Origin of the sequence: Corallococcus sp. CA047B, from assembly GCF_003612065.1 — a bacterium.
GTDB lineage: Bacteria > Myxococcota > Myxococcia > Myxococcales > Myxococcaceae > Corallococcus > Corallococcus praedator.
In genome coordinates, this window is sequence record NZ_RAWD01000300.1 from 1 (window position 1) to 11635 (window position 11635).

Annotated in this window: 10 protein-coding genes; 6 read left to right on the plus strand and 4 right to left on the minus strand. The window is 70.0% G+C overall.

Annotated elements, in window-relative coordinates; genetic code table 11:
- Window positions 1-738 (plus strand): zinc-binding dehydrogenase (locus D7X74_RS32955; RefSeq protein ID WP_120536982.1); only part of this gene is annotated, 738 nt, incomplete at its 5' end.
- Here the strand turns inward: D7X74_RS32955 and D7X74_RS32960 are convergent.
- Complete coding sequence (locus D7X74_RS32960) at window positions 735-1166, minus strand: MmcQ/YjbR family DNA-binding protein (RefSeq protein ID WP_120536974.1); 432 nt, start codon at window positions 1164-1166, stop codon at window positions 735-737. The two genes, D7X74_RS32955 and D7X74_RS32960, sit on opposite strands and share 4 nt — an antisense overlap.
- A gap of 104 nt (window positions 1167-1270) precedes the next feature.
- On the opposite strand from D7X74_RS32960, the gene D7X74_RS32965 reads away from it, so the two are divergent.
- Complete coding sequence (locus D7X74_RS32965) at window positions 1271-2308, plus strand: agmatinase family protein (RefSeq protein ID WP_120536975.1); 1038 nt, start codon at window positions 1271-1273, stop codon at window positions 2306-2308.
- Window positions 2309-2311: 3 nt separating this feature from the next.
- Here D7X74_RS32965 and D7X74_RS32970 read toward each other — a convergent pair whose 3' ends face one another.
- On the minus strand, window positions 2312-3319 hold the full coding sequence (locus tag D7X74_RS32970; protein WP_120536976.1) for a hybrid sensor histidine kinase/response regulator: 1008 nt from the start codon (window positions 3317-3319) through the stop codon (window positions 2312-2314).
- 264 nt (window positions 3320-3583) lie between these two features.
- On the opposite strand from D7X74_RS32970, the gene D7X74_RS32975 reads away from it, so the two are divergent.
- From D7X74_RS32975 to D7X74_RS32990, 4 genes are all read left to right on the plus strand, one after another.
- Complete coding sequence (locus D7X74_RS32975; RefSeq protein WP_120536977.1) at window positions 3584-4924, plus strand: trypsin-like peptidase domain-containing protein; 1341 nt, start codon at window positions 3584-3586, stop codon at window positions 4922-4924.
- Between the two features lie 53 nt (window positions 4925-4977).
- Entirely contained in the window at window positions 4978-7113 is a 2136-nt protein-coding gene (locus D7X74_RS32980; protein ID WP_120536978.1) for a serine/threonine-protein kinase, read from the plus strand.
- Window positions 7114-7440: 327 nt separating this feature from the next.
- Window positions 7441-8196 carry a DUF6310 domain-containing protein gene (locus D7X74_RS32985; RefSeq protein ID WP_370450829.1) on the plus strand — a complete coding sequence of 252 codons (756 nt, stop codon included), beginning with the start codon at window positions 7441-7443 and terminating at the stop codon, window positions 8194-8196.
- A gap of 1 nt (window position 8197) precedes the next feature.
- The gene (locus D7X74_RS32990; RefSeq protein ID WP_120536980.1) at window positions 8198-8956 is read left to right on the plus strand and encodes a DUF5953 family protein; all 759 of its coding nucleotides are present in this window, start codon (window positions 8198-8200) and stop codon (window positions 8954-8956) included.
- Between the two features lie 65 nt (window positions 8957-9021).
- Here the strand turns inward: D7X74_RS32990 and D7X74_RS32995 are convergent, their stop codons facing one another.
- Together D7X74_RS32995 and D7X74_RS33000 are read right to left on the minus strand one after the other, a co-directional pair.
- Window positions 9022-10233 (minus strand): proprotein convertase P-domain-containing protein, encoded by a 1212-nt coding sequence (locus D7X74_RS32995; protein ID WP_120536983.1) that lies wholly within the window; start codon window positions 10231-10233, stop codon window positions 9022-9024.
- 43 nt (window positions 10234-10276) lie between these two features.
- A partial coding sequence (locus D7X74_RS33000; protein ID WP_120536981.1) for a methyl-accepting chemotaxis protein occupies window positions 10277-11635 on the minus strand: 1359 nt, incomplete at its 5' end.

Consider the following 11635-nt stretch of genomic DNA (forward strand, 5'->3'; position numbering starts at 1 on the left):
GTAATGGGGCTGGTGGGAGGGGGCGCGTGGAGCGAGGTGCTCACCACGCACGAGCGCGAGGTGCTGCGGATGCCGCAAGGGATGGACTTCGCGGATGCGGCGGCGCTGCCGGAGGCGTACCTCACGGCCTGGGACGCGCTGGTGCTCCAGGCGGACCTGCGGCCCGGGGAGACGGTGCTGGTGCACGCGGTGGCGAGCGGCGTGGGCTCCGCGGCGGCCCTGCTCTGCCGGGCGATGGGCGTGCGGGTGGTGGGCACGGGGCGCAACGCCTCCAAGCTGGCGCGGGCGTCGGCGTGGGGCGTGGAGCGCACGGTGGTCTGCGAGTCCTCGCCGCCCGTGTTCGCGGACGCGGTGCTGGCCGCGACGGGAGGCCGGGGCGCGGACGTGTGCCTGGACCTGGTGGGCGGCAACTACCTGCCGGAGTCGCTGAAGGCGATGGCGCCCCGGGGCCGGCTGATGCAGGTGGGTTCCGTGGCGGGGAGCCGCGCGGACGTGGACCTGGGCGTGGTGATGCGCAAGCGGCTGCGCATCACGGGGACGGTGCTCCGGAGCCGGCCGGCGGAGGAGAAGATGGCCCTGACGCAGGCGGCGGAGCGGCAGTTGCTTCCGCTGTTCGACTCCGGCGCGCTGAAGGCCGTCGTGGACGAGGTGCTGCCCATGACGGCCATCCGCGCCGGGTTGGAGCGGATGGCGGGCAACACCACGGTGGGGAAGATCGTCGTGCGCTGGGATGATTAGGCCTTGCGCCCGGGGCTCCGCTTCCTGGCCGTGCGCGGTGAGGGTGTTTCAGGCGAGGAAGACAGCTCCGCCTTGAGCACCTTCGCCGAGGCGCACCGGCGCCAGGCTTCCTTGAGCAGGGATTGCAACAGGGGCCGTTTCACCGTGGTGAGCTGCACGATGACCATGGGCCAGTCCTGGTAGTGCGGCGTCACCCGGAAGACGTCTGGCTGGGTTTGCAGCAGGGCCTCGCGGTGGTCGAAGTCCACCTTGATGACGATGGAATCGTCGTCGAGCACCCGCGCGAAGAGCTTGTTGCTCACGCGGAACCCCGGCGTGCCGTAGGAGGGACGCTCCTCCGTCGCGGGCAGCGCCAGCGCCAGCTCCCGCACGTCGTCCACCGTGAGCCGGCCCTTGCGCTTCACCGGCTTCGCCTGCTTCGTCGCCATCTCACCCCTCCTGTCACGGCCTGGGGCCCGAACTGTAGCCCCCAGGCAGCCAGGCATCACGGAAGCCGTTGCACGCGGGAGGCGGAACCGTATCCTGCGCCGCCATGGCTACCCACTTCGACCCCGCCGCCGCCGCGCAGCCGGGCTCCGGCATCTTCGGCCTCCCCCACTCCCCCGACGAGGCGCACGTCGTCGTCATCCCCGTGCCCTTCGAGGCCACCACCAGCTACGGCGGAGGCACGTCCGACGGACCCGCCGCCCTGCTGGACGCCAGCCGTCAGGTGGACCTGTTCGACGTGGAGACCGGCCGCCCCTACGAGCGCGGCATCGCCATGCTGGAGGCCCCCGCCGAGCTGCACGCCTGGAACACCCAGGCCAAGGAGCGCGCCCAGGTCGTCATCGAGGCCGGTGGCATCGAGGACGGCACTCCGGAACTCCTCGCCGCCGCGCGCGACGTCAACGTCTTCAGCGAGAAGCTCAATGACCACGTCTACCGCACCGCGAAGCACTGGCTGGAGCAGGGCAAGTGCGTGGCCGCCGTGGGCGGAGACCACGCCATCTCCTTCGGCATCATCCAGGCCCACGCGGAGAAGTACCCTGGCATGGGCGTGCTCCACCTGGATGCGCACGCCGACCTGCGCGTCGCCTACGAGGGCTTCACCTGGTCGCACGCGTCCATCTTCTACAACGTCGCGGAGCGCATCCCCGGCGTGAAGACGCTGGTCCAGGTCGGCCTGCGCGACATGAGCGAGAACGAGCACCGCTACATCGAGGCCTCCGGCGGACGCATCCAGGCGTTCTTCGACGCCACCCTCCAGCAGAACCGCTTCGACGGCCTGCCCTGGAACCAGCAGGTGAAGCAGATCGTCGACAAGCTTCCGCAGCAGGTCTACCTGTCGTTCGACATCGACGGGTTGGACCCCGTGCTGTGCCCGCACACCGGCACGCCCGTGCCCGGCGGCCTGTCCTTCCCGGAGGCCACCGCGCTCGTCGCGGGCGTCGTGCGCTCAGGCCGCACCATCGTCGGCTTCGACCTGACGGAGGTGGCCCCCGACCCCGAGGGCAGCGAGTGGGACGCCAACGTGGGCGCCCGCCTGCTCTACAAGATGATCGGCTGGATGCTGAAGTCGCAGAAGGCCTGAGCGTCAGGCCCCGCGCGGCAAGGACACGCTGAACGTCGCACCCCGGCCGGGCACCGACTCGGCCGACAGCGAGCCTCCGTGCAGCTTCGCCAGCTCCGAGGCCACGTAGAGCCCCAACGACTCGCCCCGGGCCGGTCCGTCCGGGAAGGGCTGGAACAGCCGGGGCAACTCCGCTTCGGGGATGCCCGGCCCCGGGTCGCTGACCCGCACCAGCACGCGCTCGTCGGAGACCCGCAGCTCCACGCGCGCCCCACCCTGCCGGGCCGCGTTGGACAACAGCACGTCGAACACCTGCCCCAGGCGAACCACGTCGAAGCGCAGCGCCACCGGCTCCGGGGGCACCGACAGCTCCACCGGAACTTCGGGCCCCCGCGTGCGACACCGCGCCACCGAGGCCTCCAGGTGCCCGCGCAGCTCCCCCTCCACCGGATGCAACGTCAGGCTGCCCGCGCTCAGGCTGGCCGCGTCCTGGAGGTACTGGCCCATCCGCTCCAGCGACTGGAGCTGCGCGCCCAGCGCGAGCACCGCGTCCTGCTTCGGGGGCGACAGGCCCTCCAGCTTCAGGAGCTGCTCGCGCGCGACCTCCAGCGGGCCCTGGAGCGTGCGCGCCACCCACTGGCCCAGCGCCTCCACCGGCGTCGCGGCCTCGCGGGACGTCCCCGGGGCATTCTCCAGCACGCGGCGGATCAGCGCCTCGAAGTCGTTGATCTCGAACGGCTTGTTGAGGAACGCAGTGGAGTCCGGCGAGCCGTGCTGGAGCACCGCGCTCAACAGGATGATGGGCACCTCGCGCAGGCCGGGCTCCTGCTTCAGCCGGCTGCACAGCTCCATGCCGCTCATGCGCGGCATCATGTGGTCCGTCACCACGAGCTGCGGCCTTCGCGAGCGCGCCAGCGCCAGCGCCTCCTCCCCGTCCCGCGCGCGCACGACGTCGTGCCCCAGGTCCTCCACCACCTGGCTCAGCACCTCCAACACCGCCGGTTCGTCATCCGCGACCAGGACGAGACTCATGTGACAGGACTCCTGCCCCCGCGGGCTTCAAGAAACACGCCGCGCCGGGACGCAGGCTCAGGCCCGCCCTCACCCCCAGGTGCGCAATCGGACGGGGGCCGGGACGTTCTGCCTGAAAGTGCGTTCGCTCACGGTTGCACCTTCAGGTCCCTGGTCTATGAAGAGCGGGACGCCGCATCCAGACACCCCGGGAATGGCTGGGGCCTTCCCGACATTCAGACTGTCTTCCGGGAGACGATTCCTGGCGGCGCACGGAGGAAGGGCATGAGGGCAGGACACATCCGGTGGGGGCTCTTGCTGGTGGGGCTGGCCCTGTCACTCCCCGCGCAGGCGGACCTCTCCCGGCGCCGCAGCGACGTGGTGGAGGTCGTCCAGAAGGTCTCCCCGGCGGTCGTCTACATCGGCACCGAACAGGAGGTGGAGTCGCGCTTCCGGGGCCGCGCCCGCTCGCCGCTGGAGGAGTTCTTCGGCCAGGGCCTGGCGGAGCCGGAGACGCGCCAGCGCATCCAGGGCCTGGGCAGCGGCGCCATCATCGACGCGTCCGGCATCATCGTCACCAACGACCACGTCATCCGGGGCGCGTCCGCCATCCACGTGGTGCTCGCGGACGGGCGCACGTTCGACGCGGAGGTGGTGGGCAGCGACGCGAACAACGACCTGGCCGTGCTCAAGGTCAACGCGAAGGAGCCCCTGCCCACCGCGAAGCTGGGCACCAGCTCCGACCTGATGATTGGCGAGACGGTGGTGGCCATTGGCAGCCCGTTCGGCCTGAGCAAGACGGTGACGGCGGGCGTGGTGTCCGCCACCGGCCGCACCTTCCGCGCCGACGACCGCGTCTACAACGACTTCCTCCAGACGGACGCGGCCATCAACCCGGGCAACTCCGGCGGGCCGCTGCTCAACGTGGACGGGGAGATCATCGGCATCAACACCGCCATCTACGCGAACGGTCAGGGCATCGGCTTCGCCATCCCCGCGGACAAGGTGCGGCGCATCGTGGAAGAGCTCACGCGCTTCGGGAAGGTGCGCCCCGCGTGGGTGGGCATGGACACGGCGAACCTCCCCGCGCAGGTCGCCGCGCGGCTCGGGTGGGATCGCACGTATGGCGCCGTGGTGACGAACGTGGAGCCCGACAGCCCGGCCGCGCAGGCAGGCGTCCAACGCGGTGACGTGGTGGCCGAACTGGGCGGCTCGCGCATCCAGGACGCCGAGGATTTCGACTCGCGCGTGCGCGGTTATCCCGCCCGCTCGGTCTTCCCCCTGGTGCTCTTCCGAGCAGGCGGCAACCGTACGGTGCAGGTCACGCCGATTGAATTTCCAGCCCGCCTGCTTGAAACCCTGGCGTGGGAACGTCTAGGACTGCGGGTGAAGGAGAATAAAAACGGGATGGCCATTTCAGCGGTCCGTCCGGGCTCCGCCGCGTCGGAGATTGGCCTGGAGCCGGGGGATGTGCTGTTGCGGATGAACAATCAGCCGGTGCCCACGGCTGACACTTTCCGTGAAGGCCTGCTCACGGCGCGACGGGGGCGTAGCGTGCTGTTGCTCGTGCGTCGCGGGCGCTACGCGTACCACCTGACGCTGCCGTTCGAAGGGCAGAGGCTGTAGTCGTTACGCGGGGATTCCAGGATCGACGGGAAGGGCACTAGCATGCCGTTCCCATGAGTTCGCCTCGCTACCAATCACTCGGTCCCCTCCTCGCCGGAGAGGGCTCGCGGGCCTTCCTCGGACTGGCGCTGGAGGACGGCGCCACGCCCCGTCCCGTGGTGCTCATCTGGGCACCGCCTGAAATCGCCCAGAACCCGGAGCTGGTGGCGCGGCTGGAGAAGGAGACGAACCGCGCCCTCGTCTTCGAGCACCCGAACATCCTGCGCGTCCACGGTCTGGAGAAGCTGGACGGCGGGCTCGCGCGCGTCACTGAGTTCGCGGACGGCGAGCCGCTGCGGCGCGTGCTCGAAGTGCATCCGCGCATGTCGCCCGCGTTCGCGGCGCTCGTCGTCGCGGATGCGGCGATGGGCCTGCACTACGCGCACGTCGCGGGCAACGACGACGGCTCGCCGCTGGTGCACGGAGACATCCGGCCCGAGACGCTGATGGTGTCGTTCAGCGGCTTCACGAAGGTGACGGGCTACGGCGCGCTCTCCGTGGCGCCCCGCGAACGCGGTGGCAAGCGCGTGAAGAACCGCCGCGCGTACACGTCCCCGGAGCAGCTGCTAGGCGGACGCGAAGCCGTCAACGTGCAGTCGGACGTGTTCCTGCTGGGGCTCACGCTGCACGAGTGCCTCACGGGGAAGATGCCTTTCAAGGAGTCGGCGGATCCGGACAAGGCGGTGCTCAACCGCGCGCTGCCGCCGATGCCGCCCGACGTGCCGCTCAAGCTGGACGCCGTCGTGCGCCGGGCGACGACCAAGCGCGCGCTGGAGCGCTACCCTTCCGCGCTCGCGTTCCGCGAGGCGGTGGTGGAGGCCATCGGCAAGCTGCCGACGCACGAGTCCTTCGCGGAGCACCTGGCGAAGCTGTTCCCGCCGGAGAGTGATGCGCGCGCGGCGCGGCGCAAGACGATCGAGTTGGGCATCGCGGACGCGCTCGCGAAGGCCGGCATGCCGGCGCCGCAGATCGCGGAGGTCCTGGCGCAGGGCGCGGGGCTCGCGGAGCCCGTGAAGAACCTGGTGCCCGAGGTGAACTCGGCTCCGGCGTCCACGGGCGCGGCGAGCACCGCGGCGTCCGGTGCGCAGGCGACGAGCACGGGCGCGGTGGCGGCTTCCTCAAGCGCGGCTTCGTCGGGTGCTGCGTCCGTGCACGGTGCGAACGCGGGCGCGCAGGCGGCGGCCTCGCACAACGCGAAGGCGGACACGCAGGCCTCGGCTTCTTCGCCTCCCGCGAACGCGCAGGCATCGACCGCGAGTCCGCAGGCTCAAGGAGCCAATGCGGGCGCGCAGGGCTCCGCTTCCACCCCGGGCGCGCACGCTTCGGCGCAGGCAGGCGCTCAGGGTGCCGCCTCCACCCCGGGCGCGCACGCTTCGGCGCAGGCAGGCACGCAGGGCACGCAGGCCCAGACGCCCACGCACGGTGCGGCGTCCACCCCTGACGCACGTCCGGCGGGCCCCATCTTCGGCGGCGCGGCGAGCCCCACCGCGCAGGTGGCCGCACCGGCGCAGAAGTCCTCGCGGGCGTGGATCCCCTATGTCGTCGGCGGATTGGCACTGACGCTCGGCGCGGGCGCGGTGGTCATCCAGCGCCAGCTCCAGGGCTCCATGACCGTGGAGACCTTCGACGCGGGCATCCCCGCCGTCGTGGCCGCTCCCTTCGACGCGGGTGTCGAGGACGCGGGCGTGGAGGATGCCGGCATCGTGGATGCGGGCCCCGTCATGGGCATGTTGGATCTCACGGTGGAGCCGCGCGTGGAGGTCACGCTCAACAGCACCACCACGCTGCTGGGCCGCACGCCCCTGTCCGTGCCGCTGCCCCCGGGCCGGCACCTGCTCACCTTCACCAACGGCGCGCTCGGCATCTCCGTGTCGCGCACCGTGACAGTGGCAGCCACCGGTCGCTCCGCGTTCCAGTTCTTCCTCAACAAGGCCTTCATCAACGTGCGCGGCCCCGCCGGCGCGAACGTCACCATCGATGGGAAGCCCGCGGGCACCGTCCCCGTCGAGGAGCTGGACGTGTACGAGGGCTACCACCGCCTGCTCGTCACCGTGGGCCCGTCACGCTGGCAGAAGACCTTCACCATCGAGCCCGGCCAGCGCGTCAACTTCGACGTGAACTTCGAGGAGCCCCAGGAGGCCGAGGAGTAATCCCCGGCCCCAAGGCCCTCTGAAGCCCAGCGCCCTCCACGGGTGCTGGGCTTTTTCTTTGCCCTGGTTCGTCGGACGCCCTTGCTTGCATTGCAGCCGCCTTGACCCACGGCGTCCTCGCTTGATTGAAGGAGCATGACCATGCGTGTCCGAGCCTGCGGCGTCCTCCTGTTCCTTCTCGCATCGTGCGCGACACCCGCGCCGAGGCCGAACGCGTCGGCAGCCGGGTCCCTACGGCTCGCGAACCTCCAGAAAGCAGCCACGTTGCCGTGGAGGGACGACGGGCGATGCGTCGTCCGTGAGGCGTCCCAATCCTGGCCCCTGGTCGTGGAGCGGTGCTTCCAGTCACTCGACACCCGCAGGATTCACTTCCGCGATACCCAGCGTCGCTGCCCCGTCGCTTCGGCGGATGTCGTCACGCTCGAGACGATGGTCGGCATCTGCCTGCTGACGCAGCCTGAAATCGCGGTCGGCGCGGTGCTGATCATCGGCGCGGTGGTGGTGGCGGTCGCCATCCAGGAGCAATTGGACGCGTACGAGTTCAGATGGCCCTACCCCGAAGAAGGGACCGCTGGAGAGGCAGCGGAGCCCGCGACTGGAACGCAGTCCGCGGAGCAGCAGTCCCTGGCGTCCCGACGGCCCAAACCGGACGGCGCCTCTTCAGGACAGGACTGGTTTCCGCCAGGGCCGCCCCCGTCCCCTGAGCCGCACGAACGCCGTCTCGAATGTACGCCCCGGCCCGTACCTCACCTGGGCGGTGACGCCCTCCACAACCTGTGTGCCGACAAGGTTCCGAAGAATGAATTTCCCGGTTCGGATGTGCTTGTCAACGGGAAGCGGTTCGATGCACTGCAACTCCGCCAGCGCCTTTTGTGGGAAGTGAAGACCGACAACTTCGACACATACCCGACCTTCCTCCGGACGCAGGTCATCGAGAACCAGCTCCCCGAGTTGCAGCGCGAACGAACTCTCGCCAAGGCTTGCGGATTCGACTTCCGAATTGGAGTGAGCAGCGCCGCGCACCGAGACGCCCTGCGCGATCGGGATATCACCCTCAACGTCGTCGTCATGGACTGGTGCTGACATGTCGGCCACGCCGCGCTCTCTCATCCTCGTTGCCTACGCGCCTGCCCTCACGGTTGACGACAGCCGCCCTCTGGGTGTCGTTCATGGAATGGAACGGGCGCTCCGCAGCTTGCGCCTGGAGTGGCGGATTGATGAAACAGGGCGCCCCATCGCATTACCCCGGCGCGACTCATGGCTTGAAGAGGCAGCTGCTCGCGGCCGGTTTCCGCTCCTTTGCAATGGTGACGAAAACCACCCCGTGACGGTATTCGGTTCGGGAAGGCCGGCCGGCATCTCTCCTGGCAACACGCCGCAACTTGAGGTCCACGCGGAATTGCCCATGGACCCAATTGGAATTTCGGCGTCGGCACAGCTGCTGGAGCAAATAGCGCATGGCGCTCACAGCTTCTGGGGACGCATCCTGCCGGATGGCATGGGGGCGACAATGGCTCTCCAGGTTCGCCATCCATCGGATGAGCCACGGGTTCCCCCACGGGGGCTGCCAGTGCTCAAACTTCCAGAGGAAATCCTCTCACCCGAAATCCCACATCATCTTGGGTGGCTGAACTACTGGTCGGCCGCCACCGCGCGGACCCTCGGGTTCCCGGACCCCGCGCGCGACGCGGAGCTGCTGTCGCGTGCTCGGCGGACCTCGACGGGAGGATGGATCGTCCAGCTCACGGACGCGCCGCTCGACCTTGACGACCCTTCCCACCTGGAAGCGCTCCTGCGCGCCTACGAACGTTTCCCTGCGATTGGCGGACGCGCTTCCCCCTGATGCACAACAACCCCCGGAGGCCGGGACGTCCATCCCCGGCCCCTGGGCCCTCCATCACGACCGCATCAGTCCCAGCGGCTGTTCAGCTTCAGCGTCCACTCGCGCAGCTTGCCGTTGCCCACCCCCGACGGGTTGACGACGTGCAGCTTCCACAGGCCGTTGATGGTGCCATCACGCGGGATGCCGCGCGTCACCGGGATGCGCTTGGGCGGCGTGCCTTCGTTCGGCCCGTCCCACAGGAGCGCCGTCTCCCCACCCGGATCCTCCAGCGTCAGCACCAGCTTGGACGGGTTGTTGTGCGCCAGGTCCAGCTCCACCGTGATGTCCTCCGGCACCGTCGCCAGTCCCACCACCGGCTGCGAGGACACCTGCGGCGTCGTGTTGCCCTGCAACGTCAGGTCCGAATACGCCGTGAACTCGCCCTCCATCCACGCGGGCCGGCACCAGCCCTCCGTCGCACCCGACGCCAGGCCGTGGCACGTCAGGTTCGCCTGGCACGGCACGAACAGCGAACAGGACTCGCCGTCCCCCGGGGTCGGCGCCGTGGTGATGCAGCGGCCATACGGGCTGGAGGCGTCGTTCGGGATGCCGTTGCACCAGAGGCCCGTCTGACACGTCGCCGCGCCAGTGCAGGGCTCACCTTCGGCCGCCTGCTGCGTCGCCGTCTTGAGGTTCTGCAGCGACGTGCCGTCCACCGCCGGCAGCCGCCCCAGCTTCAGGATGTGGAAGAACGGCCGCGCCGCCACGATGGCGTTCGCCGCCGCCGAGGACACGCCGTAGTTCGACTGCAACGCCCCCGCGCTCTGCGCGTTCGCCACCGCCAGCGCCCGGCGCGCCTCGGCCACGTTGAACGTCACGCCCTGGAACGTGCCCACCCAGCCGTCCACCGGCAGCTCCACCCGGCCCGTGCCCCGCGCGTAGGCCTCCAGCGCGGCCAGCGCCGCCGGACCCACGTTGGGCACCGCGTCCACCTGCTCGATGGAGACGAAGCGCCGGTCATCCCCGGTGTGAAGGACGCCGTCCGGGCCCTCGCGCCAGTCCATCAGGCTCTGCGCGGCCAGGAGGTTCAACGGCACCTGCATGTCCAACACCGCCAGCGTCGTCGAGTAATCGTTGAGGAACAGCACCACGCCGTTGCCGGCGGGCGTGCCCGTGGCCAGCTCCTGCCCCTGCGACGCCAACGCGGGAGAGGACCCGTCCGACACCGCGGCGGCGCCGCAGCTCAACAGGAGAGGAATCGAGGAAAACGACAGGAAACGTCGGAGTCTGGAGGTCATGGCCTCCATGTACTCCATGGAAGGGGGGCCTGTCGGTGACGTATCAGGTCCCGCCCTGATACAGACCGATGACGCCGTGCACCTGGTCGGTGACGTGCTGGAGCGTGTCCGCCGCCACGTGGGTGGCCTCCACCCGGGCCACCGACGCCTCCATCATCGCGGTCAAATCCGTGACGGCGGCGAAGATCTGCGACACGCCCGCCGACTGCTGGCTCACCGACGCCGAAATCTGGCGGACGGCATCCGCGTTGCCCTGCACCAGACCCGACAGCCTGCGCAACCGGTCGCCCGACTCCCGGATGCTGTCGATGCCCCGGCCCATCCGCTCCCCTCCCTGGCGCGTGAGATCCACCACCCCCTGGATGCGCGAGCGCGTGTCCTCCAGCACCGAGCGCACCTGCTGCGTGGCCGCCACCGACTGCGACGACAGGTTGCGGATCTCCCGCGCCACCACCGCGAAGCCCCGGCCCACGTCGCCCACCCGAGCCGCCTCGATGGCCGCGTTGATGGCCAGCACGTTGGACTGGTCCGCCAGGTCCTGCACCGTCCGGGTGATGCCGCCAATCTTCTCCGTGTACGCCGCGAGCCCCTGGATGCGCTCGGAGAGGTCCTCCACCTGCGCGCGGATCTCCGCCAATCCCTCCACGCTGCGTCCAATGGCGTCCTCCACCGCCGCGCCCACGTCCCCGGCCTCCTCCGTCGAGCGCAGCACGCGGGTCGCCTGTTCGGAGGCCACGAGCGACGTCTGGCGGATCTGCTCCGCCGTCACCTGCGTCTCGTTCAGCGCGCGGGCCTGACGGGCCAGGTCCGCACGCTGCTCCTTCGTGGACTTGGCCAGCGTCCGCATGGAGTCGCGCAGCGCGTCCGCGGAGCCCACCAGCGGCCGGACGACCCGCTCCTCCACCGCGTGCCGGGACAGCTCCAACTGCGCCTCCCGCACCGCCGACGCCCTCAGGTCCCGCTGGCCCTGCACACAGGAGACGATGAGGAAGATGTCCTCGAACACCACCCAGGCCGCGTGCTCCATCCACCGCCAGGACTCCTTCGCGTGCGCCCCGAAGATGGACTCCGGCCAGAACGCACCGCGCAGGAAGTGGTCCGCCGCCACCACGCCGCTGAACGTGATCAGCACCCGCCAGTCCCGGTAGATGGCCAAGAGCGCCAGCGAGCCGAAGATGTGGAAGTGCGTCTCGATGCGGCCCCCCATCAGGTGGATGAGCAGCCCGGACATCAACGCCTGCCCCACCGCGATGACGTGGCGCGTGGAAGCCTGACCGGAGCGCGTCAGCGCGAGCACCACCGGCAGCCCGCCGAAGAGCAGCCCCATCCCCACCGCCGCCCAGACATGGAAGTGGACCGCGCTCTGCAGCCCGGCCCACGCCCGGGGCGACAGGAACAGCGC

Bases quoted from the DNA above. Each gene is read 5' to 3' on its own strand.
- D7X74_RS32960 (WP_120536974.1), bottom strand. From the start codon at position 1,166: ATGGCGACGAAGCAGGCGAAGCCGGTGAAGCGCAAGGGCCGGCTCACG.
- D7X74_RS32965 (WP_120536975.1), top strand. From the start codon at position 1,271: ATGGCTACCCACTTCGACCCCGCCGCCGCCGCGCAGCCGGGCTCCGGC.
- D7X74_RS32970 (WP_120536976.1), bottom strand. From the start codon at position 3,319: ATGAGTCTCGTCCTGGTCGCGGATGACGAACCGGCGGTGTTGGAGGTG.
- D7X74_RS32975 (WP_120536977.1), top strand. From the start codon at position 3,584: ATGAGGGCAGGACACATCCGGTGGGGGCTCTTGCTGGTGGGGCTGGCC.
- D7X74_RS32980 (WP_120536978.1), top strand. From the start codon at position 4,978: ATGAGTTCGCCTCGCTACCAATCACTCGGTCCCCTCCTCGCCGGAGAG.
- D7X74_RS32990 (WP_120536980.1), top strand. From the start codon at position 8,198: ATGTCGGCCACGCCGCGCTCTCTCATCCTCGTTGCCTACGCGCCTGCC.
- D7X74_RS32995 (WP_120536983.1), bottom strand. From the start codon at position 10,233: ATGACCTCCAGACTCCGACGTTTCCTGTCGTTTTCCTCGATTCCTCTC.